General features: G+C 70.1%; 23 protein-coding genes, 2 tRNA genes and 3 pseudogenes. 18 read left to right on the top strand and 10 right to left on the bottom strand.

The window, feature by feature from the left end:
* The first annotated feature begins 48 nt into the window (after positions 1-48).
* Positions 49-609 carry a SigE family RNA polymerase sigma factor gene (locus QC385_RS18800; protein ID WP_279542468.1) on the top strand — a complete coding sequence of 187 codons (561 nt, stop codon included), beginning with the start codon at positions 49-51 and terminating at the stop codon, positions 607-609.
* 125 nt (positions 610-734) lie between these two features.
* Positions 735-2,411: a long-chain fatty acid--CoA ligase gene (locus QC385_RS18795; protein WP_279542467.1), complete on the top strand. Its 1,677-nt coding sequence runs from the start codon at positions 735-737 to the stop codon at positions 2,409-2,411.
* A gap of 28 nt (positions 2,412-2,439) precedes the next feature.
* Here QC385_RS18795 and QC385_RS18790 read toward each other — a convergent pair whose 3' ends face one another.
* Entirely contained in the window at positions 2,440-3,651 is a 1,212-nt protein-coding gene (locus QC385_RS18790) for an MFS transporter (protein WP_279542466.1), read from the bottom strand.
* A gap of 130 nt (positions 3,652-3,781) precedes the next feature.
* Between QC385_RS18790 and QC385_RS18785 the strand changes: the two genes are divergently transcribed.
* The 3 genes and pseudogenes from QC385_RS18785 (at position 3,782) to QC385_RS18775 (ending at position 5,647) form a co-directional block, all read left to right on the top strand.
* Positions 3,782-4,360 carry a TetR family transcriptional regulator gene (locus QC385_RS18785; protein ID WP_279542465.1) on the top strand — a complete coding sequence of 193 codons (579 nt, stop codon included), beginning with the start codon at positions 3,782-3,784 and terminating at the stop codon, positions 4,358-4,360.
* A gap of 17 nt (positions 4,361-4,377) precedes the next feature.
* Positions 4,378-4,685 (top strand): annotated as a pseudogene (locus QC385_RS18780) (transposase); the annotation flags it as partial.
* Positions 4,686-4,816: 131 nt separating this feature from the next.
* Entirely contained in the window at positions 4,817-5,647 is an 831-nt protein-coding gene (locus QC385_RS18775; RefSeq protein ID WP_279542464.1) for an aminoglycoside 6-adenylyltransferase, read from the top strand.
* Positions 5,648-5,753: 106 nt separating this feature from the next.
* Here the strand turns inward: QC385_RS18775 and QC385_RS18770 are convergent, their stop codons facing one another.
* Entirely contained in the window at positions 5,754-10,754 is a 5,001-nt protein-coding gene (locus tag QC385_RS18770; protein ID WP_279542463.1) for a PAS domain-containing protein, read from the bottom strand.
* A gap of 324 nt (positions 10,755-11,078) precedes the next feature.
* A complete protein-coding gene (locus QC385_RS18765; RefSeq protein ID WP_443032941.1) occupies positions 11,079-11,558 on the bottom strand; it encodes an SSI family serine proteinase inhibitor in 480 nt (159 codons plus the stop codon).
* Between the two features lie 379 nt (positions 11,559-11,937).
* Here QC385_RS18765 and QC385_RS18760 point away from each other — a divergent pair.
* Both QC385_RS18760 and QC385_RS18755 read left to right on the top strand, forming a co-directional pair.
* Positions 11,938-12,028 (top strand) — tRNA-Ser (locus QC385_RS18760).
* A 198-nt stretch (positions 12,029-12,226) separates the two neighbouring features.
* A tRNA-Arg gene (locus QC385_RS18755) sits at positions 12,227-12,299 on the top strand.
* 115 nt (positions 12,300-12,414) lie between these two features.
* On the opposite strand, the gene QC385_RS18750 is transcribed toward QC385_RS18755, so the two are convergent.
* Together QC385_RS18750 and QC385_RS18745 are read right to left on the bottom strand one after the other, a co-directional pair.
* The gene (locus tag QC385_RS18750; RefSeq protein ID WP_279542461.1) at positions 12,415-12,693 is read right to left on the bottom strand and encodes a hypothetical protein; all 279 of its coding nucleotides are present in this window, start codon (positions 12,691-12,693) and stop codon (positions 12,415-12,417) included.
* On the bottom strand, positions 12,693-12,902 hold the full coding sequence (locus QC385_RS18745; RefSeq protein WP_279542460.1) for a hypothetical protein: 210 nt from the start codon (positions 12,900-12,902) through the stop codon (positions 12,693-12,695). Before QC385_RS18745 ends, QC385_RS18750 begins: the two co-directional genes overlap by 1 nt.
* A 232-nt stretch (positions 12,903-13,134) precedes the next feature.
* Here QC385_RS18745 and QC385_RS18740 point away from each other — a divergent pair, with 232 nt between their 5' ends.
* Positions 13,135-13,398, top strand: a complete 264-nt coding sequence (locus QC385_RS18740) for a GntR family transcriptional regulator (RefSeq protein ID WP_279542459.1) — start codon at positions 13,135-13,137, stop codon at positions 13,396-13,398.
* A 51-nt stretch (positions 13,399-13,449) separates the two neighbouring features.
* Here QC385_RS18740 and QC385_RS18735 read toward each other — a convergent pair whose 3' ends face one another.
* The 3 genes and pseudogenes from QC385_RS18735 to QC385_RS18725 form a co-directional block, all read right to left on the bottom strand.
* A complete protein-coding gene (locus QC385_RS18735) occupies positions 13,450-14,286 on the bottom strand; it encodes a protein kinase domain-containing protein (RefSeq protein WP_279542458.1) in 837 nt (278 codons plus the stop codon).
* Between the two features lie 71 nt (positions 14,287-14,357).
* Positions 14,358-14,800: pseudogene (locus QC385_RS18730) on the bottom strand (glycine-rich domain-containing protein).
* 205 nt (positions 14,801-15,005) lie between these two features.
* Positions 15,006-15,248, bottom strand: coding sequence for a hypothetical protein (locus QC385_RS18725; RefSeq protein ID WP_279542457.1), 243 nt, complete (start codon positions 15,246-15,248; stop codon positions 15,006-15,008).
* Positions 15,249-15,361: 113 nt separating this feature from the next.
* Between QC385_RS18725 and QC385_RS18720 the strand changes: the two genes are divergently transcribed.
* Positions 15,362-16,702 (top strand): hypothetical protein, encoded by a 1,341-nt coding sequence (locus tag QC385_RS18720; protein ID WP_279542456.1) that lies wholly within the window; start codon positions 15,362-15,364, stop codon positions 16,700-16,702.
* Here the strand turns inward: QC385_RS18720 and QC385_RS18715 are convergent.
* Positions 16,680-17,213, bottom strand: a complete 534-nt coding sequence (locus tag QC385_RS18715; RefSeq protein ID WP_264932373.1) for an NUDIX hydrolase — start codon at positions 17,211-17,213, stop codon at positions 16,680-16,682. The two genes, QC385_RS18720 and QC385_RS18715, sit on opposite strands and share 23 nt — an antisense overlap.
* 611 nt (positions 17,214-17,824) lie before the next feature.
* Between QC385_RS18715 and QC385_RS18710 the strand changes: the two genes are divergently transcribed.
* From QC385_RS18710 to QC385_RS18680, 7 genes and pseudogenes are all read left to right on the top strand, one after another.
* Complete coding sequence (locus QC385_RS18710) at positions 17,825-18,946, top strand: ice-binding family protein (RefSeq protein WP_279542455.1); 1,122 nt, start codon at positions 17,825-17,827, stop codon at positions 18,944-18,946.
* A 258-nt stretch (positions 18,947-19,204) separates the two neighbouring features.
* Entirely contained in the window at positions 19,205-19,789 is a 585-nt protein-coding gene (locus QC385_RS18705; protein ID WP_336621305.1) for a DUF5819 family protein, read from the top strand.
* A gap of 61 nt (positions 19,790-19,850) precedes the next feature.
* Positions 19,851-20,903 (top strand): HTTM domain-containing protein, encoded by a 1,053-nt coding sequence (locus QC385_RS18700; RefSeq protein WP_279542454.1) that lies wholly within the window; start codon positions 19,851-19,853, stop codon positions 20,901-20,903.
* 265 nt (positions 20,904-21,168) lie between these two features.
* Positions 21,169-21,747: pseudogene (locus QC385_RS18695) on the top strand (IS630 family transposase); the annotation flags it as partial.
* A 392-nt stretch (positions 21,748-22,139) separates the two neighbouring features.
* A complete protein-coding gene (locus tag QC385_RS18690) occupies positions 22,140-22,466 on the top strand; it encodes a GYD domain-containing protein (RefSeq protein ID WP_279542453.1) in 327 nt (108 codons plus the stop codon).
* Between the two features lie 206 nt (positions 22,467-22,672).
* Complete coding sequence (locus QC385_RS18685) at positions 22,673-22,960, top strand: PadR family transcriptional regulator (protein WP_279542452.1); 288 nt, start codon at positions 22,673-22,675, stop codon at positions 22,958-22,960.
* Entirely contained in the window at positions 22,957-24,015 is a 1,059-nt protein-coding gene (locus QC385_RS18680; protein ID WP_279542451.1) for a hypothetical protein, read from the top strand. Before QC385_RS18685 ends, QC385_RS18680 begins: the two co-directional genes overlap by 4 nt.
* Before the next feature lie 192 nt (positions 24,016-24,207).
* Here the strand turns inward: QC385_RS18680 and QC385_RS18675 are convergent, their stop codons facing one another.
* Entirely contained in the window at positions 24,208-24,684 is a 477-nt protein-coding gene (locus QC385_RS18675) for a MarR family winged helix-turn-helix transcriptional regulator (protein ID WP_279542450.1), read from the bottom strand.
* Positions 24,685-24,798: 114 nt separating this feature from the next.
* Here QC385_RS18675 and QC385_RS18670 point away from each other — a divergent pair, with 114 nt between their 5' ends.
* Both QC385_RS18670 and QC385_RS18665 read left to right on the top strand, forming a co-directional pair.
* Positions 24,799-25,212 carry an HGxxPAAW family protein gene (locus tag QC385_RS18670; RefSeq protein WP_279542449.1) on the top strand — a complete coding sequence of 138 codons (414 nt, stop codon included), beginning with the start codon at positions 24,799-24,801 and terminating at the stop codon, positions 25,210-25,212.
* Between the two features lie 46 nt (positions 25,213-25,258).
* Positions 25,259-26,131, top strand: coding sequence for a DUF2797 domain-containing protein (locus QC385_RS18665; RefSeq protein ID WP_279542448.1), 873 nt, complete (start codon positions 25,259-25,261; stop codon positions 26,129-26,131).
* The last annotated feature ends 53 nt before the right edge of the window (positions 26,132-26,184 follow it).

The raw sequence follows: 26,184 nt of genomic DNA, 5'->3' as shown, positions 1-26,184 counted from the left end.
GACCTGCGGCCGATCCGCCCGAGGTGGCTCCGCTCATAGCGTTGAGCCATGACCACACTCGTCTGCACCAGCGCGTCGAAGGCCGCTGCACCAGCGGCGCGGACACTTCCGTACCCGTCGTTCTCGTCGTACGTCAGGGCCCGCCAGCCGGTGCTGCTGCGTACCGCCCGCTCGCTCACCGGCAACCCGAGCGACGCGGAGGACCTGTTGCAGACCGCGCTCACCAAGACGTACGTCGCCTGGGAGCGCATCGAGGACCACCGCGCCCTCGACGGCTACGTGCGCCGGGCGCTGCTGAACACGCGCACCTCGCAGTGGCGCAAGCGCAAGGTCGACGAGTTCGCCTGCGACGAGCTGCCCGAGCCGGAGCCCGTGCGCGGCGGTGACGACCCGGCCGAGCAGCAGGCGCTGCGCGACGCGATGTGGCGGGCGATCATGCGGCTGCCGGCCCGGCAGCGGGCGATGGTAGTCCTCAGGTACTACGAGGACCTCAGCGAGGTCCAGACGGCCGAGGTGCTCGGCGTCTCGGTGGGCACGGTGAAGTCGGCCGTCTCCCGTGCGCTCGGCAAGCTCCGCGAGGACGCTGAGCTGGGGCTTGTCCGTAGTTGAGCGGATGTGTCGGCCGCCGCTGAGCGGTTCCGTCGGCAGCCGTGACCTGATCGATCGCCCGGTCCTAGTGACATACCGCGCGGTATGTGCGCAGAATCAGCGCAACCTTTACCACCGCGCAGGCAATGTCGCCCCGGGAGGACGCCGTGCTGAGCACCATGCAGGACGTACCGCTGCTGATCTCGAGAATCCTGACCCACGGGTCGACGATCCACGGGACATCGCAGGTGACCACCTGGACCGGGGAGGACGAGCCGCACCGCCGCTCCTTCGCCGAGATCGGCGCCCGCGCGGCCCAGCTGGCACACGCCCTGCGCGAGGACCTCGGCGTCGCCGGTGACGACCGGGTCGCCACCCTGATGTGGAACAACGCGGAGCACGTGGAGGCCTACTTCGCGATCCCCTCCATGGGCGCGGTCCTCCACACCCTGAACCTCCGGCTCCCGCCCGAGCAGCTGGCCTGGATCGTCAACCACGCGGCCGACCGCGTGATCATCGCCAACGGCTCGCTGCTCCCCCTGCTCGCCCCGCTGCTCCCGCACCTGAAGACGGTCGAGCACGTGGTCGTCTCCGGCCCCGGGGACCGCTCCCTGCTCGCGGACGCGACCGCGCGGGTCCACGAGTACGAGGACCTGATCGCCGGGAAGCCCACCTCGTACGACTGGCCCGAGCTGGACGAACGCCAGGCCGCCTCCATGTGCTACACCTCCGGCACCACCGGCGACCCCAAGGGCGTGGTCTACAGCCACCGCTCCATCTATCTGCACTCCATGCAGGTCAACATGGCCCAGTCGATGGGCCTGACCGACGAGGACACCTCGCTGGTCGTGGTGCCGCAGTTCCATGTGAACGCCTGGGGTCTGCCGCACGCGACCTTCATGACCGGCGTGAACATGCTGATGCCGGACCGCTTCCTCCAGCCGGCCCCGCTCGCCGCGATGATCGAGGGCGAGAGGCCGACCCACGCCGCCGCCGTCCCGACCATCTGGCAGGGCCTGCTCGGCGAGCTGACCGCGCACCCCCGCGACGTCTCCTCCCTCACCCAGGTCACCATCGGCGGCTCGGCCTGTCCGCCCTCGCTCATGGAGGCCTTCGACAAGCTGGGCATGCGGGTCTGCCACGCCTGGGGCATGACGGAGACGTCCCCGCTCGGCACGATCGCCCGCCCCCCGGCCGGTGTGGCCGGCCCGGAGGAGGAGTTCGCCTACCGCCTCACCCAGGGCCGTTTCCCGGCCGGTGTCGAGGCCCGGCTGACCGGCCCGGGCGGCGAACGCCTCCCCTGGGACGGCGAGTCGGCCGGTGAGCTGGAGGTGCGCGGCCCGTGGATCGCCGGCGCCTACTACAACGGCCCGGGCGCCGAACCGCTCCGCCCCGCCGACAAGTTCAGCGAGGACGGCTGGCTCAAGACCGGCGACGTGGGGACGATCTCCGCCGACGGCTACCTCACCCTCACCGACCGGGCCAAGGACGTCATCAAGTCCGGCGGCGAGTGGATCTCGTCGGTGGAGCTGGAGAACGCCCTCATGTCCCACCCCGAGGTCGCCGAGGCGGCCGTCGTCGCCGTCCCCGACGAGAAGTGGGGCGAGCGCCCCCTGGCCACGGTCGTCCTCAAGGAGGGCTCCACCGCCACCTTCGAGACCCTGCGCGCCTTCCTCGCCGACGAGGGCAAGATCGCCAAGTGGCAGCTCCCGGAGCGCTGGACGGTCATCGAGGCGGTGCCGAAGACGAGCGTCGGCAAGTTCGACAAGAAGGTGCTGCGCAGGCAGTACGCGGAGGGAGAGCTGGACGTCACCCGGCTCTGAACCCTCGGCACGCTCGGTCTGACCGCCGTCACCGCCGTACGGCGGTCAGCCCCCACCCCAGCACCAGCCACACGCCCGCCACCACGCACACCCCGCCCCAGCCGAAGTGGCTGAAGGCGAACCCGGCGAGGGCGGAGGCGCCGGCACCGCCCGCGAAACCGGCGACCACGTAGGCGGTGTTGGCGGTGGCCGGGGTGGACGTGGCGGTCAGGGCGAGGGTCTGGTTGGCGACGTGGGACGCCACCAGTGCCGCGTGGATCAGGACCGCGGCGGCGAACAGCGCGCCCAGAGTGTGCCCGCCCAGCCAGAACAGCGGTACGGACAAGGCGGCGAGCAGATACGCGGACCGCACCACACGCGCCGCGCCGAACCGGTCCACGAGCCCGCCGGCCAGCGGTGCCACCGCGGTCGCCGTCAGGCCGAAGAGCCCGAAGAGCCCGGCCGCCGCGGTGGACAGCCCGTACGCCGGCCCGGTCAGCAGCAGGGCGAGCGAGGTCCACAGCGCGCTCCACGCCCCGAACATCCCGGCCTGCCGCAGGCAGGCGCGCCACAGGTCGGGCGAGTGGCGCAGCACCGAGGGCAGCGCGGCGAGCCCGGCGAACAGAGGGCCTTCCCGCCGCCGCTGCGACGGCAGGACGAGGGCGGTCGCGAGCCCCAGGACGAGGGTGAGTACGGCAGCGCCCGCGAACACCCACCGCCAGCCGAAGGCCTGCCCGGCCAGTCCGCCCAGCACCCGGGCCGCGACGATGCCGGTGAACAGGCCCGCGATGACGGCCGCGACATGACGGGCACGCCGCTCGGCCGGGGCGCGTTCGGCGACCAGCGGGACGAGCAGCTGCGGGATGACGGTCGCGGCCGAGGCGACGAACACGGCGACCGCGAGGGCGGTGACACCCGGGGCGGCCGCACTGGCGGCCAGCGCGACGGTCGTGACGAGCGTGAGCCCGCCGACCAGCCGGCGCCGGTTCGCGCTGTCGCCCAGCGGGGCGAAGAACAGCAGGCCGACCGCGTAGCCGAGCTGCGCGACCGAGGCGATCCAGGCGACGGCCGAGGGCGCCGAGCCGAAGTCGCGCGCCATGAGCGAGAGCAGCGGCGCGGCGAGGTAGATGTTGGCGGCGGTGACCGCGCTGCACACGGCGATCAGGGTGAGGAAGAGACCGGGGGCGGGCGTACCCGCCTCCTGCACGGGGGCGGTGCCGGCCTGGCGGGACGGGCTCGTGGCTGTGGTCGCTGACGGCATGGAAGGGGGACTCCTTGGAGTCGGCTCTAACAACTAACTGGTTGGTTGGCTAACGGGACAACAGTGTCGGCCGTCCTCCGATTCCCTGTCAACCAAACAGTTGGTTACCTCGCGCGCTACCCTCTCCACCATGGGAGCAAGGGACCCCGAGGCCACCAAGGCCCGGATCTTCGAGGCGGCGGTCGCCGAGTTCGCCCGGCACGGCATCGCCGGCGCCCGCATCGACCGCATCGCCGCCGAGGCCAAGGCCAACAAGCAGTTGATCTACGCCTACTTCGGCAACAAGGCGGAGCTGTTCGCGATCGTCCTCGAGAGGAAGATGCTCCACCTCGCCGAGGCCGTCCCCATCGACCCGGACGACATCGAGGGCTGGATCGACCGCCTGATGGACTACCACGCCGCCCACCCGGAGCTGCTGCGCCTGCTCTTCTGGGAGGGCCTGGAGTACGGCAGTGCCGAACTGCCCCACGAGTCCGACCGCCAGGAGCACTACGCCCGCAAGGTCGCCGCCCTCCGGGACGGCCAGGACCGGGGCGTCGTCACCGACGCCATCCCGGCGGCCGACCTGCTGTTCCTGCTGACGGCCCTGGCCAACTGGACCGCGGTCGTGCCGCAGATGCGGCGCATCCTGGTCGGCGGCGAGGATCCCGACCGGGACCGCCTGCGCACCTCGGTCAAGGAGGCGGCCCGCCGCCTCACGGCCCGATAGCGCGCTCGGTGCGGGGCATACCTCCCATCCGTTCCCGGCAGGGGCCCCGCCGACGGCGGCCCGCCAAGCTCCATGGAGACAAGGGCTACGACTACGACCACTGCGGAAATGGCTCCGCTCGCGAAACATCACCCCGCGCCTCGCCCGCAGAGACATCGAGTCCTCCCAGAAGCTGGGCCGCCACCGGTGGACCGTGGAGCGGACGGTGGCGTGGCTGTCCGGGTGCCGCCGCCTGCACCGCCGCTACGAGCGCAAGGCCGGGCATTTCCTGGCCTTCGCCGGTATCGCGGCCACCCTGATCTGCTGCCGCCGACTCGGCGGCTGAGCCGTCCCCTATGATCTCGATCATGGGCAACTTCTCCTGAGCGGGCCGCGACGGTCCACAGACATCCGCCCGGCAGGTGCCGGGCCCCGTCAGCGTGCCCGCACGCTCACCTCAGGAGACACGACCACACCATGTCCGTTCACTCTGCCCGTTCCGCCCTGGACGAGCGCATCGCACGCCTGCGACAGCTCGCCCACGCCGACACCCGGCTGGAGGGCGTACTGCTCTACGGCTCGTGGACCGTGGGCGAGGCCGACGCCCATTCCGACATCGAGGCGTACCTCTACATCCAGGACGACCACCTCGCCGACTTCGACGGCCCCGCCTTCCTGGCGCAGCTCGCCCCGCTCAAGCTCTCCTACACCAACATGTACGGCATCCTCGCCGTCGTCTTCGACGACCTGATGCGCGGCGAGTTCCACCTCACCCCGGCCGGTCCCGGCATCGACGAAGTCCCCACCTGGCAAGGGATGGTGCACCTACCCCGCCCCGACGACGCCGTCCTGCTCGACCGCACCGGCTGGCTCACCCAGGCCGCCCGACAGCTGGCCACCTTCCAGCCGCCCGAGCCGGTGACCACCGCCCAGCAGCTCACCGACGAGCTGACCAACTGGACGCTCATGCTCGCCCACGTCTTGGCCCGCGGTGAGATCGCCCGGGCCCACGCCCTGCTGCACACCGTCATCGCACCCCAGCAACTCCAGCTCTGCCGCCTGTTGCGCAACAGCACGGCCCACTGGCTCACCCCCAGCCGCGCGCTCGAACAGGACCTGCCCGACACTGACCGCCATCGCTACGCATCCACCACGGCTACCGCCCGCGACCAGGACGTGCGCACAGCGGCACGCAACAGCTGGCGCTGGAGCCGCGACCTGGCCGCCGAGGCCGCCGACCGCTGGACCATCCACCTGCCGCACGAACTCCACGAACAGATCAGCAGCCGCCTGAACGACCCTCGCTGACCACATCCGGCTGGGGCCACCGGACTCATCCAGTGGCCCCAGACCGGCGGCCACGGCTGCCGCACAACGCCAACTGAGATCAACCCTTAAAGGGAGTGCGCCACCCCTAGTTGGTCCCGATCCGGGACAGCAGGTCGACGATCCGGGTCTGCACCTCGCCGCTGGTGGACCGCTCGGCGAGGAAGAGCACCGTTTCGCCGGAGGCCAGCCGCGGCAGGTCGGCCTGGTCGACGGCGGCCGTGTAGACGACGAGCGGCGTGCGGTTGAGCTGCCCGTTCGCACGCAGCCAGTCCACGATCCCGGCCTGCCGCCGGTGCACCTGCATCAGGTCCATCACGACCAGGTTCGGCCGGAACTGCCCCGCCAGCGTCACCGCGTCGGCGTCACTCGCCGCCCGCGCGACCTGCATCCCGCGCCGCTCCAGCGTCGCCGTCAGCGCCAGCGCGATCTCCGCGTGCTCCTCGATCAGCAGCACACGCGGCGGGTGCTGCTCACTGTCGCGCGGCGCCAGCGCCTTCAGCAGGACGGCGGGATCGGCACCGTACGCCGCGTCCCGCGAGGCCTGCCCGAGTCCGGCCGTGACCAGGACCGGCACCTCGGCGGCGACGGCGGCCTGCCGCAGCGACTGCAACGCCGTACGCGTGATCGGCCCGGTCAGCGGGTCGACGAACAGCGCGGCGGGGAAGGCCGCGATCTGCGCGTCGACCTCCTCGCGCGAGTTCACGATCACGGGCCGGTAGCCGCGGTCGCTCAGCGCCTGCGAGGTGCTGACGTCCGGCGCGGGCCACACCAGCAGCCGCCGCGGATTGTCCAGCGGCTCCGGCGGCAACTCGTCGTCCATCGGCTGCGGCAGCGGCGGATCGGCCACCTCGACGGCACCGCCGGGCCCGTCCAGCGGCTCCGGCCCCTCGGCGGCGTTCTCGTCCGGCGCGCCTATGGCGTACGACCGTCCACCGCCCTCGGTCATCTGCGCGAGCCGCGACTGACCGGCGAGGGACGGCTGCGCCGGGACGGGCGCGGGAGCCGGGGCGGGCGCGGGAGCCGGGGCGGTGCCCTGCGCGGGCGTCGGCTCGGCCGCCGGATGCGGGCGCGCGGCCTGCTCCGGGCGCGGCGCCGTCTCCTGGCGGGAGGTCTGTTCACCCCGCCCGGCCTGCTCCGTCCGCGCGGCCGGGTCGGGCGGCGTGCCGAGCTTGCGGCGCCGACCGGATCCGCCCGACTGGTGCGGGGGCGGCGTCGCCGACTGCTGGGACGCGGGCGCACCCGGCATCTGCGGCACGGAAGCGGCCGAGGGACGCGCGCCGGGCACGCCCGACGGCTGCTGCACGTGGGCCGCCTGCCGGTTGAACGGCACGCCCTGACCCAGCGTCCGCACGCTGATCGCCCGCCCCTGCGTCGAGTTCGGGTCGACGGGCGCGGCCGCCTCCGCGGGCAGGGGCTGAGCCGCCCGCTGCGCCTGCGCCGCGCCCTCCGGGGGCAACGGGGTGCCCGAGGACGGGGTGTGGGGCTGCGGGGCCGGGGTCTGGGCCGGAGCCTGGGGCGCGGGAGCGCCGTTCGGGGGTGCGGGGTGGTGGCCGGTGCCGTTGGGCGGTGCGGGCTGTGCCGCGCCGTTCGGGGGCACCGGCTGTGCCGCGCCGTTCGGGGGCATGGGGACACCGGTCCCCGTGCTGTCGTCGGCGGCGGGCCAGGGCTGCGGCTGGGGCACGGGGGTGCCTTGGGCCGGGGACGGGGCTCCGGGGGTGGCGGCGCCCTGGGCCGGGGTGCCCGGAGCAGGGGTCCCCTGGGCCGGGGTTCCTTGCCCGGGGGCGGCCTCGGCGGGGAGCGGCTGACCGGCGGAGGGCTGCTGCTCCGGCGCGGCGACGCCCTGCTGTGGCAGGGGCTGTGCGCCGTGTGGCTGGTTCGGGGAGGCAGGCTGGAGCGCCTGACCCGGCAGGGCCGCCTGCACGCTGTGCCCGAGACCACCCGGGGCGGGGACGGACACGCCCTGCGGAGGTACGGCGACACCTTGCGGGGGTACGGCGACGCCCTGCGGTGCTGCGGCTCCCTGGGGCGGGACTGCGATGCCCTGCGGCTGGGGGGCAGTGCCCTGCGAGTTGTTCCCCTGGGGCTGAACGGCGTTGCCCTGCGGGTGAGCGGCGTTTCCCTGCGCCGGAACCGCCACGCCCTGCGGCGGCACGGCCGTACCGGGCGCGCCCTGCCCGGCGGCCACCCCGGCCTGGACGGACACACCCTGACCCGGGGCACCCTGTCCCGGAACGGCCTGTCCCGGAACGGCCTGTCCCGGAACGGCCTGGCCCGGAACCGCCTGGCCCGGAACCGCCTGGCCCGGAACCGCCTGGCTCGCCGGAACCTGACCGGTGACGTCCTGCTGCGCGGGGACCCCCCGCCCAGGCGCCGTGCCCGGCGCCTGAACTCCGGCCCCGTCCGCCGGCTGGGCCGCCACGGCCCGCCGCCGACGCCCGGTCGGCGCACTGGTGGGATGCGGCTGGGGCGGGGTGTGATCGGCGGACTGGTCGTGCGGAACGGCGTCGTGCCGCCCCTCCTCGGCAGCCACGTCACCGACGGCAGCCGAACCGGGAACCGCCACGGCACCCTGTCCCTGCCCCGGCACCTGCTCCGGTACCTGTCCCTGACCGGGCACACCACCTGGCGCGACCTGCTGCCCCTGGTCGGCAGGGCCGGCCGGTCCAGTCGATCCGGCCGGGGCCTGATCCGCCTCGGCCGGCGGCAGTGCGAACACCGGACGCGGCCCGGCCGCCGCCGCCTCCTGCGCGGCCGCCCGCTCGGCGGCGGCAGCCAGGGCCCGCCGCCGACGCCCGGTCGGCTGCGAAGCCTGAGCCTGCCCCTGGGCCGCGTCGGCGGAACTCGCGGCGGCCTCGCCGGACGGCGCGGGGAGTGCCGGCGGCAGCGCGTGCTGCTCGCCGGGCTCATTCCGGGCCCGGCGTCCGGCGGGGGCGGGCACGCCCTGCGGAGGCACGGTCCCGCCCAGCCCCGTCCCCGAGGCGGCGGTTCCCGCCGCATGCTCGGCGGCCGTGACGACGGCCCCCTCGGCGACACCCTGGACGGCACCTCCGACGGGCAGGGCCGGAGCCGCGCCGGCCTGCTCGGCCGCACGCCGCCGCCGCCCGGTACCGCCCGACACGGCCGCATCCTCACCGGAGGCCTGCGCGGCGGGTAGGGCAGCCGGTTCCCCGGCGGCCCGCCTCCTGCGCCGCCCGGTGGGCGCGGCCCCCTCGGCACCGGCCCCGTCGGCGCCATCGCCCTCAGCCGGCACATCAACGTCCAGGAAGGCGTCGGTATTGGCCCGCCGCGCCCGGCGCCGCCCACCACCTGAGGTGGGCCCACCGGAGGTCTGCCCACCGAAGGTCTGCTCACCGGCGGCAGCGGGCATCCCCTCGCCGACCGCTTGGGCGGCGGCCTGGGCTGCGGCATCCGCGGCAACCGCCCCGGCCCCGCCCCCGATCGGCACTTCGAGAACGTAGGCGTTACCGCTCATCCCCGGCACTTCATGCGTCTGGAGCACGCCGCCGTGGGCCCGGACGATCCCGCGGACGATGGGCTCGTGCACGGTGTCGCCGCCGGCGTACGGCCCGCGCACCTCGATCCGTACGACCTCGCCGCGCTGCGCCGCGGCGACCACGACGGTGTTGTCCATGTAACCGCCCGCCGACACGGGCGTGTTGCCGGTCGCGTCGACTCCCGCCACGTCCGCGACCAGATGCGCGAGAGCGGTCGCGAGCAGCCGGGGATCGACCTCGGCCTCGATGGGCGGCGCGTGCACGGCGAACTGCACCCGCCCGGGCCCGATGAGCTCGACGGCCCCGTCGACACCGGCGGCGACGACGGCGTCCAGCATCACCTTCGTACGGGAGATGCCCTCACTGCCCGCGTCGAGCCGCTGGTAGCCGAGGACGTTGTCGATGAGCGTCGTGATGCGCGAATACCCGGCGGACAGGTGGTGCAGCACCTGGTTGGCCTCGGGCCACAGCTGCCCGGCGTCGTCCGCTGCCAGCGCGGCCAGCTCACGCCGCAGCTCCTCCAACGGCCCGCGCAGCGACTGCCCGAGCAGGGTCAGCAACTGCTCGTGCCGCGCGGCGAGCGCCTCGTACCGGTCCTTCTCCCGCTCCCCGAGGGCGGCGTACCGGTCCTCGTTCGCGCCGAGTTCTTCGGCGTGCCGCTCGCGCAGCTCCTCCAGCTCGGTGACGTGCTGCTGGCGCAGCGCGGTCAGCTCGGAGGCGTGGTCCTCGGCGATCCGCTCCAGCTCTTCCTCGTGGCGCTTCTGAGCCGCCTCCTTCTCCTCGACGACGGCGTCGTACGGCCGCCGGTCGGTGAAGGTCATCACGGCGCCGACGAGCTGGTCGCCGTCGCGCACGGGCGCGGTCGTCAGATCGACCGGCACCTTGCCGCCGTCCTTGGCGTACAGCACCTGCCCGCGCACCCGGTGCTTGCGCCCGGAGCGCAGGGTGTCGGCGAGCGGCGACTCCTCGTACGGGAAGGGCGACCCGTCGGCGCGCGAGTGCAGCACGAGATCGTGCAGTGCGCGCCCGCCGAGATCGCTGGCCCGGAAACCCAGTATCTGAGCGGCGGCCGGATTGACCAGTACGACCCGCCCGTCGGTGTCGGTCCCGACGACGCCCTCGGACGCGGCCCGCAGGATCATCTCGGTCTGCCGCTGCGACCGCGCGAGCTCGGCCTCGGTGTCGACGGTCCCGGTCAGGTCCCTCACGACGAGCATGAGCAGCTCGTCACCGCTGTACCCGTACCCGTCGTAGGCCTGCTGCCCGTTCTCCAGATTCGCACTGGTGACCTCGACGGGGAACTCGGTCCCGTCCGTCCTGCGCGCGATCATCCGGGTCGGCTTGGTCCGGGCCTGCGGATCGAGGTGCTCCGGCCGCCGCATGGACCCCGGGATGAGCTTGGAGTCGAACTGCGGCAGCAGATCGAGCAGCCCGCGCCCCACCAGAGCGGTCCCCGGCGTCTCGAAGGCCTCCAGGGCGATGGTGTTGGCGTTGACGACCGTCCCATTGGCGTTGACCAGCACCAACGCGTCGGGAAGAGCGTCCAGTATGGCTGCGAGGCGAGCAGCGCCTCGGGATGGCCTGCTGCTCACGAGACGCTTCCTCCCTGTTACCGCACCTTGCCGACCGCTCGGGCCATCTTGCCAACCGTCCCGCGGCGTGTCACGCGAGGGAGTCTAAGGGCTGTGGTTGCGCTCGCGACGCCGGATGAGAGCGAGGTCGCACGAGGAAGTGACCCCGAACTGACGACCGAGTAACCGTCAAACGCCCGCCCTCCTGCGACGACGTCGCGGGACCTTCGCGGGACCTTTACGAGGACAGCGTTTCTGTACCTTTTCGCCCGGGTGACCGGATGGAGGCGTGCGTGGCCGGATAGGGACGCCGAATGCCGCCACGCGCTCCCCCTCCCGGATCCCTCAGGGACGCTGCTCGGCCCCCATGTCCGGCAGCAGCGGCACGAGCCGGTCCCAGCGGGCGATCCCGCATCCGTCACGCCGGTCGTACCTGGCGTCGACGGGCCGTCCGGACCACGTCCCGGTGACGTGCGCGGTGGCCGGCCCGCCGTACTGCATGGTGCAGAAGCCGCCTTCCGGGGCGGGTGCGAAGACGTCCTTGCCCCACCGCGTGTCCCGTTCCAGGGCGGCACAGGCTCCGCGCGGGTCGGGATGGCTGCCGCCGTCGGGCCCGCAGTACAGCTCATACGTCCCGTCGACCTCACCGCCCGCGTTCCGCACGGTGACGGTGAGATGGTCCCGGCCCGTGCCCGGGCGGCCATCGAGCCCGGCATCGAGCCCGGCCAGGGGCGGACCGGCCTGGGCGTACGCGGCCGGGGACACCGCGGCCAGCGACCCGAAGGCGGCGACGGAGGCGGCGGCCCCGACGACGAGCCGCCACAGACCGGGACGAGCGATAGTCCGGGAGGCCGGTGAGGTCCAAGAGGCCGGTGAGGTCTGGGAGGCCGGTGAGATCCCGGACGCGTTTCCGGGGTCACCCCGGCGAATGGCATGCGACATCGACATGACCTGACTAACGCGGCGCGGCCCAGTACGTTGCGCGCCGGTCCGATGCGCCGCACGACTCCACCGCGCTCCTCGCCACCCCGCACCCCGCAAAGCCGCTTCCGGAACACCCCCGGGACCGCCGCACCGGCGGCCGGACAAGGCCTTTGCCCTGCGCCCTTCCCGCCTAGTACCGTGGGGGTCGATTGGTGACAGCACGCTCGACTGTGTCATCATCGGCACGCACCAACTCGCGCTCGCGCGGGAGGATGTGCCTGGAGGCGTCGCCTAGTCCGGTCTATGGCGCCGCACTGCTAATGCGGTTTGGGTCTTAAAGCCCATCGAGGGTTCAAATCCCTCCGCCTCCGCACCTGATCACGAAGCCCCGGTCACCCGACCGGGGCTTCGCTGTCTCCGGCCCGGCCACCGATACGCCCCAGAGGCCGTTTCCGCAGGTCACAATGGGTACGGCAAACGGATTTCACATGGCGGCGGCGGTCATGTAATGTTCTTCCTGTCGCCGCGAGCGAGGCGGAAGGCCCGAGAGCGGCGAAAAAACAGAACAAGCACTCGTAGCTTAACGGATAGAGCATCTGACTACGGATCAGAAGGTTGCAGGTTCGAATCCTGCCGAGTGCACACTGATCAGGAGCCCCGGAGAGATTCGGGGCTCCTGGCGTTTTGGGCTGTACAGCAGCCAGGGACACGCACGGCGAGGGGCACCCTGGTTCGCTGGTGCCCCTCGCTTCGCCGGCTAGTTCAGATCCTTCAGCCGCATCCCCCGGCTCTCAGCGATACGGAGTGCGTCTGCCAGCGCTTCGGTCAGGCGCTCGGCGAGGAAGCGGAGCTCTCCGGGCGGGGTGTCCAACAACATGTTGTGCGAGTGCGCGAGAAGTTCGTTCCCCATGCCGAGCTGGATCGACTCCGTGACATCGGCCAGCCGGGACACCGGTCCGCCACGGTCGTCGGTGATCAGGTAGCAACGCTTGCCTTCACCGCCGACCCAAGGGAGCAGACGAAGGTCGTTCGACATCAGGCCGCCTCCAGCCCGTGGATCCAGTACGGGCCGGCGGTCGTGTCCTGGCCCAGGGCGGTGGTTGCCAGGTCGCGTCGGCGTCGCTCGTGGGCAGTCACGTACGGACGCACCGACCTCACTGTGGTGGCGTCGAGCGGACTGTCGTCCAGCACATACGGACTGCGCGGCAGCGGTGGCCCGGAGGCCCGGGGGACGTCGGTGGGCAAGACCGAAGTGGGAGGCTTGGAGGGCATGTCCGCACCGCGCCCTCTCTTCAGCAGGAGGGAAGCCCAGGCGGTGAGGAGGCGGATAAGGTCGGTCACGTCATCAGCTCCGATCGGTTTGGCTGGTGGCCGCGCCCCCGGACGGCGGCATCCGTCGCGGGGGTCCTTCGCTAGCGCGGTATACCGCAGTCTACTGCGGTCGCGCGGTCTACCGCAGAGTTTTAGCGTCCACCGCATGAGCCCCGAGCTTGACCGCACCCGTCCTGTCTGGCGCCAGGTCGCCGCAACCATCGCCACCCGCATCGCTGACGGCGAGTACCTGGTCGGTGCTCGTGTCCCCTCCGTCGTCGAGTTGTCTGCCGAGTTCGGCATCGCCAGCTCGACGGCACAGAAGGCGCTCGCCCATCTCAAGGCGCAGGGACTCATCCGAGCCGAGGTTGGCCTGGGCTCGTTTGTCGCAGAGCGGCCTGTGGAGGCCGACGTAGAGAGAGAAGCGTAGACACGGAGACCGAGCCGATCCCTGCGGTGCGGACGAACCGGCGCTTGCGGGTTAGCCAAGAGCTTTGGCCACTTCGTAAATGGTGGGCCTGTCGTCGGGTGCATGGCTGAGCATGGCGTCGATCAGTTCGCCAATCTCACCAGGCACCTTCACGGGGCGGCGTCTGCCGTTGGCCACGGCCTCTCTCTGGACGGGACGTGGAGCGTCGTCTGGGTACTCGACGGCACGCCAGCCAGTGGCCGAGATGAGCAAGGATGCGCCGAGGGCGTAGATGTCGGCTTCCGGCGTGGGCTCGGCTTCCCCCGTGGCGAGCACGCTGCGCGCGATCTCCGGTGCTTCGTAGTGGACGAGGCAGCCGCGGAACGGGAAGTCGTACCCCTCGGGGACGTGCCCACCTCGGGCTAGAGCCAGATCGATGAGGTGCGTCCGCTCCGGCCCGACGATGAAGTGGGCGGGCTGTACGTCGCCGTGGGCCCAGCCTTTGGCGTGCAGTTCGGCCAGCGCCTCGACACAGCGCAGCGCCACGCTGGCGTGCGGGGCGACGGACGAGCCTTCGTTACGGCAGAGCTCCCACAGGCGGTACAGGTCCGGCCCTTCATGCCACGGCTGAAAGTTCCACGTCCCGTGCTCCCACTCTCCGTACGCGAAGTCGTCGAATCCGAGGCGATGCAGCACGGCACCCTCGCGTGCGGGCGCGAGGGCGGTCCAGGGCTGGGCGGGCCAGTCAGCCGTAGCCTCGATCGGATAGCCGACCTTGACGGCGTAGTGACCCCGATGGCTCTGCACCTCCCAGACCATGGAGCCCTGGCGGTTCAGTACCAGGCGCTGAGACGTGGGCATGAGGGCGTCGAGCACCACGATCGGCAGTTCAGAGGGTGAGCCGGACAACGTCTGTTCTCCTTCCGGGCGAACGCGGCCGACCACGAGTCGAGGCCGGCCGCGCCGCTGCTGTCGTGTTGCTACGCCTGGCCGTACGGGCGGCCGCAGTCGGAGTCGCACTGGGCAAGGTTCGTGCCGTCCACGGTCCACAGGCATCGAAGACCATGAAGCCCGCCGTCTTCATGGCGCGTGCCGAAGCGGCGACCTGCTCCGGGTCGCGGGCCCCGCCACCGGGCTTCGGGTTGTGGTGCAGGAAGCGGCCCGCGTACCGCTCGCACAGCTCGGCGTACTCCTTCGTGTGCAGGATGAGCGCGTGAAGGCCCAAGTCCACGTCGTCCGACGGGACCATGGGGACGATCGCGGTGGCTGCGGTGACCACGAAGGCGACCGCCTGGTCCGCGATCCGCTCGGCACGCTCGGGTGACTGCCCGTTGTGGACGACCACGAAGTGGGCGAGGCTCTGGAACAGCTCCTCGCCAGCCACCGCGCGGCCGGACCTCTGATCGTTCGCCGTTGCCGTCATGCGAGTACTCCTTCTGGGTAGTGGAGCGTGGCACCTACGGAGTTGGGAGGCCGCCCCGAACGGGGGTGGGGGAACCGGGGAAAGAGCACCCGTCCGGGGCGGCCGGTCTACTGGCCGACAGCGAGAGCCAGGCCGATCACCAGGCCGCACGACCCGCTGATCATGATGATGAAGAGGACTCCCGCGTATCGGCCGATGGCGCGCATCACAGGCCGTCCCTGCTGTTGCCGTTCTTGACGGCCAGGCGGGCGCTCAATTCCTCCCGAGCACTTGGCTGCACCACCTTGTCCGGCATGGCGTCCCACTCCCGGCCGCCGCCGATGGGCCGTATCTGCACTCGGCCGCCGAGCTCACCCATGACGATGCCGATACGTCCCTTGGCGGTGTCCTTCGCCAGTTCACCGATGCCTGGTCTGGTCTGCTGGTTGCTCGCCATGCATAGGAGCATCGCGATCGGAGGGCCGCCGCTGAAAGGTCAGGCTGATTACCCAACTTGGGTAACATCGCGGGAAGTAGAGAACCAGCGACGTTGCGTAGCCCTCGCAGTGTGGGAGCTTGCCGATGCCCGACCCGGACCGGCCGCAGGAACTGCCGGCCAGGCTGCTCACCGATCCCGAGATGAGCGATGCGTGTCGAGTCCGGGACTTCGCCAGAGTCTTCCGGCTGGTGAAGGTCAGGGCGGGCATCTACCCCTCGATGATCGCCCGGCGTTGTGACCTGACACCGAGCCGAGTGGGCGAAGTCATCGCAGGCCGCCGCCACTTGCAGCACATGGATGTCATCGAGCGAATCTCAGACGGTTTGCGCATCCCAGGAGACATGCTCGGGCTTGCCCGCCGAGCGTGGGAGACGCCCCAGGCCCTGGTGGTCGACGAGCGCGAGGTACCCCAGATACCGGAAGCCGAGCAGCCTGCCCCCGCGTCTCTGCCAGGTCCCGATGTGGACAGCATCTTGGCACTCGCCACTCGAACGAGCCTGAACGCGGCAACGCTTGAAGCCTTCCGCTCATCCATCGAGGACTACTGGCGACGAGACGACCAGCACGGTGGCGAAGCACTGCGGCCCGCCATCGTCGGCCAGCTCCGCTATGTCGTCGGACTCTTGAAGGAGAGCCGACCGCCGTCGATCCAGAACGGCCTGTACGGCATCGCGGCCGAGCTGGCACGCCTGACAGGCTGGACCTACTTCGACGCCCGCCAGTACAACCAGGCTCGCGCGTACTTCACCGAGGCCCTGCAACTGGCGAAGGAGATCGACGACCGGCAGTTCATGGCCAACGTCCTTGCCTGCATGAGCTTGCAGGCGACCTACCAGGACAAGCCCGCGGACTCATTGGCACTCGTGACCGCCGCCCAAGACCAGGCTCGATCAGCACTTGGCAGCACGCCGCGCGTCATGTCGATGCTGGCCATGCGGGAAGCCTTCGCCCACGCCACTCTCGGCAACCGTAATGACACGCACCGGGCGATCGGGGAAGCACACAGCCAATTCGAGCAGATCGGGGCGAGCGATCCGGACCCCTCATGGGTGACCTACTTCGATGAGCCGAAGCTCATCGTGGACACGGGCATCGCCCATGGCCGACTGGGCGAAGCGGCGACTGCCGAACCCTTGATCGCTGACGCCCTGCGGCGGGAGCACCACACCAACCAGCGAGGCCGCGCGTTCCACTCGTTCTGGCTGGCCCGTAAGCAGCTGGACCAGGGCAAGCTTGACCAGGCGTGCCACACCGCCACGCAAGCTCTTGAGCCCGCGTCGGCGGTTGCCTCCGAGCGTGTGTCAGGGCACCTCAGGGAGTTCTACGACCAGTTGGCCCCACACAGGCAGGAGCCCGTAGCCCTTGCCTTCGAGGCACGGCTACGGGAACTCCTCCCGCCGGTCAGCGGATCGCTTCGTCCATGAGCAGGTAGAGCAGCCCGACGAGAGATCCGCTGCTCACGACCTCGCGGCGGTCTATCATCCCGCGCACCTCTGAGAGGGGGATCCACTCGATGCGGTCGGACTCGTTTTTCTCCGTGGGCGGACCGGCGTACGTGGCGCCGTCGATGCGGAAGACGTGGTGTTGCGAGTCGGTGATCCCGTTCGCCGGCTCGGCATAGATCAGAGGCTTGATCGGGCCGGGGCGCCAGCCGGTCTCTTCCAGGACTTCGCGGGCCGCTGCTTCCTCCGGGGTCTCGCCGTCCTCGACCAGACCCATGGGCAGCTCCCAGGCCCATGAGTCCGTGATGAAGCGGTGCCGCCACATCATCAAGACCTCTTGACGCTCGTTGACCACGGCGGCAACGGCCAGGTGCCGGAGGCGGACGACGTGGTACTCCCACCTGCGCCCGTCAGGTTGCTGGACGTCGACCAGACACAGATTCACCCACTTATTGGTATAGACCTGTCGCTCACCGTGGGTCTTCCACTCCATACCTGCGGCCCCTCTCGATCGGCCTCCAGGATCTCAGACCGATCTGGGGGCGCGTACATGTTCCCCCTGTTTTCGCGTCACCCTGACGAGATACGCCGCTGAGGGCCCCGCTCCGGCTCGGACTGAGCGTCAGGCGGACGAGACCACGAGCGACTGCAGGGAATTTCACCGAGACCTCAGCTTGAGAAGCTGAGGTGATCTACAGGAGGTTGCCTGGCTGACCTGGCCAGGAGAGCTGCCAGCGCCTGCCGCTTGTCAGGTGGATACCCGTGTCGCCAGCTCTCGCTCAGTGCTGCTGGGATGAGCGCTCGTCCAAAGGCACGGGAGCCTTGTGCGTTGCACAACCCATGACCGTCTCCCGATCAGTCGTCACGCTGAAAGAGGTGGCTGATGCGGACGATTGACAGCTCCGCGGCGGGTTGCTGCACGGACAGGGGCAGTCATTCGGCTCAACATTCATCGTACGTTGCTTGATGCATATTGATTGATTCCTGCGACACCGCCCGAGTGAATCGTCACCGGTGGCAGGCGCCTGCGTAATATTCCGCCGACAGAAGAGGCGGTTCTTTCGACACGGAACGCCGGAGCCCCCCATAGGAGTTGGAAACTCGATGACACTCAACATCCCCGATGTGCCACAACGGCGCACATTGATGGCCTGGATCGCGGGGGTACTCACTCTGCTAGTCGCTGCCGCCGTTGTGGCCGTGACGCCTATGCGAGCAGATGCAGCGACATTCGTGGATCTGGGTGAGGCGGAAAGCTACGCGGTACTGGCCGGTTCCACGGTCACCAACACAGGACCTTCTGTGGTCACCGGAGACGTCGGTGTATCTCCGGGAACGGCCATCACCGGATTCCCGCCCGGGACGGTGGTCGACGGGACGATTTTCGCGGGCGCGGAGGCGGCAGGAGCGCAGGCCGCCCTTGGTACGGCGTACGACGACGCCTTCGGCCAGCCCACGGAATTCAACCTTTCCGCAGCACCCGTGACGCCCACACTGATTCCGGGCACCTACGCCGTCGAGTCCGGTCTGCTGGTAAACGGTACCTGGACGCTGGATGCCGGGGGCAACCCCGACGCCGTCTGGGTGTTCAAGGTTCCGGCCGGCCTGACGACGGCGTCTGGGAGCAACATCGTCCTTCAGAACGGCGCCCAGGCGTGCAACGTGTTCTGGGTAACCGACGAATCGGCCACGCTCGGATCGGGCTCCAACTTCGTGGGCACCCTTATGGCGCTCACCTCGATCACTGTCAACAGTGGGGCGACCGTCGAGGGCCGGGTGCTGGCCCGCAACGGGGCCGTGACGCTGGACAACAACGTGATCACCAGGCCGGAGTGTGACGACACCACCACCACGACCACCGGTGATGCTGCGACGGGTGACGCTGCCACCGGTGATGCTGCGACGGGCGATGCTGCGACGGGTGACGCTGCCACCGGTGATGCTGCGACGGGCGATGCTGCGACGGGTGACGCTGCCACCGGTGATGCTGCGACGGGCGATGCTGCGACGGGCGATGCTGCGACGGGTGATGCTGCGACGGGCGGACACGACTGTGACTGCCACAAGCCGGGAAAGCCCGGTCACGGTGGCAAGCCGGGAAAGCCCGGTCACGGTGGCAAGCCGGGAAAGCCCGGTCACGGTGGCAAGCCGGGAAAGCCCGCTCATGACAAGGAGTCGGGCGAGTACGGGCTGCCCAATGTGCCTGAGGTGCCCTTCCAGCACTGAATGTTAGACGGGCGGCGCGCGGCGGATCGTCATGGGCTTCCGTCGCGTGCCGCATGCGGAAGCAGGAGCAGCGGGTGTGAGCAGTCAGGTAGGGAAAGACCGGGTGGGGCCGTGCTGAGAGGTGCTGATTCGAAATACGTGAAGTACGCGCGACAGACCAGCGCTGAATCGGCAGCACAGAATGGTGACGGGGGACCGGCTGACTCCCGGGGGGATTTGGGGCCGCCCCGCCCACTGAGCGCCGTAACGGGAATCGCGGTGGCCCTGTGCCTGGCGGTGACTCTGGTCCATGTATTCCTGGTGTTTCTGTACGTGGCGCCTCCGAACGTCATCTCGCAGGCGTACAGCCGACAGGTCAATGCGTGGGTCCGGCCCTTTTTTGAGCAGAACTGGCGGCTATTCGCCCCGAACCCTCAGTCGGCCAACCGGCAGATTTCTGCGAGGGTCAGCCAGACGGGGCCGGACGGCACCACACAGGTGAGTGGCTGGATCGATCTGACCGCTGCGGACGATGCTGCCGTCAAGCACAATGTCTTTCCGAGCCATACGGCACAGAACATGCTGCGTCAGGCATGGAATGTGTATCTAAAAACGCACGGCAGCGACAACCGGCCGCATTCGGAGCGGGCTCTGATGATTGAGAAGTATCTGCGCAACATCGCGGCGGAACGCGTCGCCGCGAAACAAGGCGGCGCCTTTGACTCCATCCAGTTGCGGGTGATCTCACGGCCCGTCGCCGCGCCCGGCGCAGTGGGTGGAAATCCTCCGGCGACCACGGCATCGACGCGGGCCCAAACGCGGTATCTGCCCTGGTGGAAGGTGGCCTCTCATGGAACGGACTGAACAGCGACCGGTTGCAGCGCCCACGGCGTCCGCTCGGGTAACCGAACGAGCAGCCGTTCGCATGTCGCAGCGTGTGTTCGACGGGGCCCAGGTGCTCGTCGCGCTCCTGACCGAGCGGCCGGTGTCCCTGTACGCGGCGGCGGTGATGCGCATCGGGTACGGGCTGCTCTACCTCGTCTTCCTGCTCCGCGAGTTTCCCCACCGGCACGACATGTGGGGCCCGGATGCACCGTGGACGCCCGCGCTGGCCAGGCAGATGTTCGACCAGAGCGGATGGGCCAGCCTCCTCACCCTGTCCGACAGCCACATGTACTTCGAGGCCTGCTACGCCATGGCCCTGGTGACGTGTGCGCTGTTCCTGCTGGGCTGCCGGACGCGAGTGGTGTCCGTGCTGTTCGCGGTGGTGGTGGTGTCGTTCCATGCCAGGGCGATCTACATGGCCGACGGCGGAGACAACCTCATGGTCCTCATGGCTGTCTACCTCGTCTTCACCGCGTGCGGCCGGCGCTGGTCCCTCGACGCCCGCAGGACCCGGCGCCAGGCGTCGGCGGGTAGGACCGCAGGCCCGCGGAGTTGCGACCTCCGGCACCATCTCGGCGACTCCCGCGTCATCCTGACCACCGTGCTGCACAACTGCGGCATGTTCGTCATCGCCGCTCAGGTCTGCTTCCTCTACGGATGCGCGGGCCTGTACAAGGTGCAGGGTGCGAAGTGGGGCGATGGCACCGCCCTTCACTACGTCCTGAGCATCGACCTGTTCCGGCCCTGGCCGGAACTGTCCCAGATGATCGCTGGCCATCATGTGCTGATCGCCGTCGTCGCCTACCTGACGGTGCTGGTGCAGGTCGCCTTTCCGTTCACCCTGTTCAGCAGGATGAAATACCCGGTCCTGCTTCTGCTGTTCGGCATGCACGTGAATATCGCGTTGTTCATGGGGCTGCCACTTTTCTCCGGCGCGATGATCGTTGCAGATGCCGCGTTCCTGCCAGACCGCTTCTACCGCGCTCTCGGACGGCTGGGGCGGCGTGCCTTCCAGCGCACAAGTGGCATAGGAGCCGAAGCCATGATCGGGACAACACCCGCAGTGGTACCGCCGCAGCCCTCGCTGAAGTAGGGGTTGGCGGTCCGGTTTCCCACGCATGTGGGCCGGGAGAGAGCAGGTGGCTGTGCCGCCCGGCAGGCGATGGCGGTTCTTTGCGGCAGCCTGGTAGAGGCCACGGGCCAGCAAGTTGACAGGCCGCAGCCGAAGAACAACCCCGAGCCACCACCGGCGCTTCCGTCCGCACATCAGCACGGCGGACAGGGCACGCGGTCCACCGTAGACCTTGCCGCGACAGGGCTGATCCAAAGAACCTCGCGGTCGGCGACAAGCCGCAACCCAGGCCCTCGTCCTATGCGTGGACGAGAAGTCTCAGATCCAGGCCCTGGACCGGTCCCAGCCGGTGTTGGCGATGATGCCCGGGGTTCCCGAGCGTCGCAGTCACGACTACGTCAGGGCCGGCACCACCACTCTGTTCGCGGCCCTGGAGGTCGCCACCGGCAGAGTGATCGGCTCTCTGCACCGCAGGCATCGGGCCGTGGAGTTCAAGAAGTTCCTGGCCAAGCTGGACAAGGAGGTGCCCGCCGAGCTCGATGTGCACCTGATCGTGGACAACTACGTCACCCACAAGACGCCCGCCGTCAAGCAGTGGCTGGTGGCGCATCCGCGTTTCCATCTGCACTTCACGCCGACGAGTTCGTCCTGGCTGAACCTGGTGGAGCGGTGGTTCGCCGAGCTCACGCAGAAGAAGCGCAAGCGCGGTGTCCACCGCTCCGTCCAGGCCCTCGAACGCGACATCCGTTCCTGGCTCGCCGACTGGAACGAGCACCCCAGGCCGTTCATCTGGACGAAGACCGCCGACGAGATCCTCGACAAAGTAGCCGCCTACTGCCGACGAATCTCCGACTCAGGTCATTAGTTGGGTGTCAGCTATCACTCAGGTGGGGTCGGTGCGAGCGGCTCTGCTGCGACCTGGGCGGACACTTGGCGGTGTCGTAGAGCATCAACTTGACGGCAGCTCTGACGGCAACGACGGCACACGCTCGCTCGCGACCGCTGACCTGGGCGATCGGCATCAGAGGCTGTCGTCATCCAGCAGGACGCCCTGCCCGATCCTACGGATCAGAAGGTTGCAGGTTCGAATCCTGCCGAGTGCACACAGACCAGAGGCCCCGGATCACTCCGGGGCCTCTGGCGTTTCCCGACTCGATGGGCGCACATCGTCCCCGGCCGTTCGGGGGACGCGCGGGTCGACGCCGGGTCCTTCCCGCCCCGTGGGGGCATCCCTTGCTGGGACGAAAGGGAGACACGATGCCGCTCTACCTGTCGAAGTTCAGCTACACCCCGGAGACCTGGGCGAGGCTGATCGGCCGCCCGGAGGACCGGGCCGAGGCCGCTCGGTCGTACATCGAGTCCGTCGGCGGGAAGCTCCACGGCTTCTGGTACGCCTTCGGCACGCACGACGGTTACACCCTGTGGGAGGCCCCGGACAACGTGTCCATGGCCGCGGTCGCCCTGGCGATCAGCGGAGGCGGCGCGCTGAGTTCGCTCGAGACAACGGTTCTCCTCACCGTCGACGAAACGATGGAGGCCCTGCGGGCAGCCGAGCAGATCCGGTACCGGGCTCCTGGGGCGTAGCGGTCCGGAGCAGGTGCGGCAGCACGTCCACACGCCCCTGGTTCGCGGTCGCGCCCTGATCGCTCCATGGTCGCTTCCAGGGAGACTTACGCACGCGCAACTATTATGGATAATGGAATAGTTGGTGAAGGCGAAATGCCAGGGGGCGACCGGTGCCGGGGAACACGTCGTGGACGCGAGCGGTGTTGCCACTCTGCTTGCTGGGGGTGCTGGACGCGGAAGAGAAGAACTACGGGTACGCACTTCTGAGCCGCCTCAGTGACGCGGGCCTGGAGAGCGTGAAGCCCGCGACCCTGTATCCCGCCCTGACGCGACTTCAGGAAGAGGGCGCGGTGGAGGTCGAGTGGGGTGCCGGCGAAGGCGGTCCCGGACGGAAGTACTACCGCATCACCGAGGAGGGGCGGGAGCGACTGAGGCGGGAGAGCGCCGCTTGGCGCGACCTCAACAGAACGATCGCCTCGCTTCTCGGAGAGCGCACAGGGGGAGAGTCATGACCACCACGGAGAACCTCAACTGGCCGTGTGAGGACGACGAGAAGTGGGCGGCGGTCGTCGAACTGCGTCTCATACTCGATCAGCAGGCTCCCGTCGACCTGGTCCACCAGATACTGGCGGAGGCCCATGACGCCGTGACCGAGACTGGCGGTACGGCACGCGACCTCTTCGGCCCCCCTGCGGAGTACGCGCGATCCGTGGCCGGAGAACGCATCGGAGAAGAGTGCCGCGCGCGGGTCGACACACGCGGTATGACGCCGGGCGAGCGTCTCACCTCGTCCCTTGCGACGCTGGGCGCTGTGGGGCTCCTCGTCGCCGTTCTGCAGTGGATCCGCGACGGCCTCTGGGCGCAGGCCAGTTGGTCGTCGATCACGGGATTCGCGACTGTGGTCCTCGCCGCCGTCCTGGCAGCCGTCGTCTTCGCTGCGTGGAGCGCGGGGCGGATCGTCGGCGCATGGGCCTTCGGCACGGTGGCGGTCATCACGGTGGTGGTCGGCGCCGCCGCTGCCGACGTATTGCCCGGCGAACCGCTCTTCTCTTTCCCTGTCCCCTTGCTGGCAGCGGCAGGCGGCGCCTTGACCGCCGCGGCCGTGCTGCTGCCCGACACCACCGTCGACCGCTGGCTCACCCCGAGGCTTCAGGGCAGTGACGAGCGCTGGCTGTCGCATGTGGAGGGCCTGTTGCGCGGACGCCACGCCATGCCCGCCGTCGAGGCACGTGCCCATGTGCAGGAGGCGCGTCACCATCTGGCTGCGTCGGGCGACAGTGCCGAGAACGCCTTCGGCCGCGCCGAGGTGTACGCGATGCGTCTGGCCGAAGGCCCGCGCAGGGAGCAGCGGCTGGCCCGGCGCAAGCTGTACGGCGTGACCGCGCTGGCGCTCCTCCTCGGGCTGCTCTTCGCCGACAAGCTGCGTGACCCGGATCCGTCGTCCCTGTGGTTCTGGTTCTACGCGGCAGTGGTCGCCTACTGGGTCTGGTACGCGGCACGGATGTGGAGCCGGTCGTCCTCCGCAGGCGACCGGAAGGACCGTGCCCCGGCCTCCGACCGGACCTGAGTCCGTCGAGCCTCGAGGCGCAGGTGCTCGACGTGCCTCACTGGGGGCCACATACCGAGCGGCCCAGCTCGACGGTCAAGCGGGGCAGGGTCCACTTAGTGCGGTGGCCGCCGCCCGGGCGTCGGAAGAGCCGCCGGTCAGTCGTTCTCGCTCGGCCGCCACGGCCTCCGGGTCCGCCGGGCCGTGCGGCTTTCAGTCCGTGCGGCAGTGCTCCTCCAAGTAGTTCGCCGCCAGTGCGCTCGCGCGGGTGAACCAGTCGTTCAGGACCGCGATCTCGTCGGGGGAGTAGTCCGCGAAGAGATCCGTGAGGCGGGCGTAGTACGGCTCGTAGACCTCTCGGACGCGGGCGACCGCGTCCGGCTGGGCGGCTACGCGGATGCGGCGGCGGTCGGTCGGGTCGGGGCGGCGGGTGATGTAGCCGGCGCGTTCCAGGCGGTTGAGGATGCCGGTGACCGCACCCGTGGTGACGTGGACGCGGGCCGCCAGGTCGCCGGCCGTGGGCAGGTTCTCGCCGGCCTCGATGACGTAGGCGAAGCAGGTGAGGTCGGTCACACTCAGGCCCACCTGTTGGGCGATCTCGTGCTGTCCGACCAAGTGGGTCGCGATGAGGTGGTCCATCGCCGACAGTGCCTGCTCCGGCGTGGCGGCCGGACGCGGCTTGGCTTGCATTCCCAGATCCCTTAGTTCGTGAGATGTTTGGGCTCTAAACGCTTAGTTGGTAAGGGGTTCCGGGCGGGTCCCCGGGGGCTTCGCGTGTCATTCGTGTGGAAAAGGGGGCAGCGCGTGAGCGCACATCAGTATGACCACGGGCACACGGTCGCCGGGTGGGTCGGAACCGGGATCGCGAGTGTCGGGGCCGCCGTGGCGGGGGCGGGGGTGTGCTTCGTTTCGGGTGTGCTGATCGTCGGTGGGGTCGGGATCGGTGTGGTCGCGCTGCTCGTCACCTGGGCGCTGCATCTGGCCGGCTGGGGGAAGGGGCCGGGGATCCGGCCCCGGGAGGAGTGGGGGTGGCGGGTGCGGGACTCGGGGGCGTGGGCCGGGCATGACGAGTGCCTCGGGTGCCGGCTGGCCGGGCGGCGGCGGACCGCGGGCTCGGGCCGTGTGGACGAGGTGGCCGGGGGAGTCGTCGTGCGCGGTGACGTGAGTGTGGGCGGGGAGCCCGAGGCCGCTGTCGTGGTTGCCGACTCGGGGCGTTGACTCGCGCGGACGCCGTTGTCAGTGGTGCCCTCTAGTCTCGGCAGAGATGGCACAGGCGTGGAAGTGCTCGGGGCTGCGGTGGTCGGCGGACGGTCCCGTGCTGGCGTGGGACGGTGGGCGGCGCAGTGCGCTGACCTGGGGGAAACGGGTGGCCTTCGGGGTCGCGGAAGGGGGCGTGCGGACATGTGTGGGGGCTCGGGGGCATGCGTGTCCGACGGGGGCGGCCGTGTCGGGGCGGAGTACGGGCGCGCGGTGCGAGGAGTGTGCGCGGCTGGACCGGGCGCACTCCGTGGCCGCCGACACGATCGCGGACGATCCGCGGCCGTACCAGGTGTATCTGGCGTGGTTCGGGCCCGGCATGGTCAAGGTCGGGATCACGGCGGAGGAGCGGGGCTCCGCGCGGCTGTTGGAGCAGGGGGCCGTGTGCTTCAGCTGGCTCGGGGTCGGGCCGCTCATGGCCGCGCGGTGTACGGAGGAGCTGTTGCGGGCCGCGCTGGGGGTGCCCGACCGGATTCCATACGCCGAGAAGCGGGCCGTGCGGGCCGTGTTGCCGGAGGCGGCGGCTGACCGGGCGGTCGAGGTCGCCGAGTTGCATGCGCGAGCCCTGGCGCTTCCCGCGTGGCCGGAGTCGCTCGTGCGGGAGCCTCTGCGAGTTGTCGATCATGTGGAGGTGTTCGGGCTCGCCGGGCTGTCCGTCGCCGTCGGGGAGGTGGGCGAGCTCGTCGCCGGTGGGGTCGTGAGCGGGGAGCTCGTGGCCGCTGCCGGGCCCGATCTGCATCTGGCGACCGGGCGTGGTGTCGTCGTCCTGGACACGCGGCTGATGAGCGGGTGGGGGCTGGTGGCCGCCGGTGGTGCGGAACTGACCGCGCCTGTGAGGGAGTTCAAGGAGGAGGCGGGTGTGCAGGACGGGTTGTTCTGACCCACCTGCTGATGAATCCCGCTGATGAAGGCGGCCTGCTGATGACCCCGGCC

The organism is Streptomyces sp. DH10 (genome assembly GCF_029813805.1).
Taxonomy (GTDB): Bacteria; Actinomycetota; Actinomycetes; order Streptomycetales; family Streptomycetaceae; genus Streptomyces; species Streptomyces coeruleofuscus.
Note: the sequence above shows the minus strand (reverse complement) of the source record. Positions and strands in the feature narration are given on the sequence as shown.